The organism is Scandinavium tedordense, assembly GCF_024764965.1.
GTDB classification, from domain to species: domain Bacteria; phylum Pseudomonadota; class Gammaproteobacteria; order Enterobacterales; family Enterobacteriaceae; genus Scandinavium; species Scandinavium tedordense.
Genome location: NZ_JALIGG010000010.1, coordinates 1 through 400 on the forward strand (window position 1 = coordinate 1; position 400 = coordinate 400).

The 400-nt window shown below is 66.8% G+C and carries 1 protein-coding gene; it reads left to right on the forward strand.

The annotated features are described in order from the left end of the window. Nucleotides 1-400: IS21 family transposase (locus tag MUU46_RS00045; RefSeq protein ID WP_509908876.1), on the forward strand; the 400-nt coding region annotated here is incomplete at both ends.

Below are 400 nucleotides of genomic sequence, written 5' to 3' on the forward strand. Positions count from 1 at the left end.
GTCGACGAACAAGCCGCGCGGTGAGCGAGTGCTGCCCGATGTGCTGAGCATCCACCGCGAGTTGCGACGCAAGGGCGTGACCTTGCAGCTGCTGTGGGAGGAATATCTCGCCGCGCATGCGGGCCAGCCGACCTACCGCTACACCCAGTTCGTCGAGCACTACCGGCGCTACGCCCAGACGCTCAAACGTTCGATGCGTCAGCTGCACCGTGCGGGCGAGAAGCTATTCATCGACTATGCCGGGCCGACGCTGCCGGTGGTCGACCCGGCCACCGGCGAAGTGCGCCGGGCGCACATCTTCGTCGCCGCCCTGGGCGCCTCGAATTACACCTATGCCTGCGCGACGCCAGGCGAAACCCAGGTGGACTGGCTGACCTCGCTGGGCCAGGCTCTGACCTAC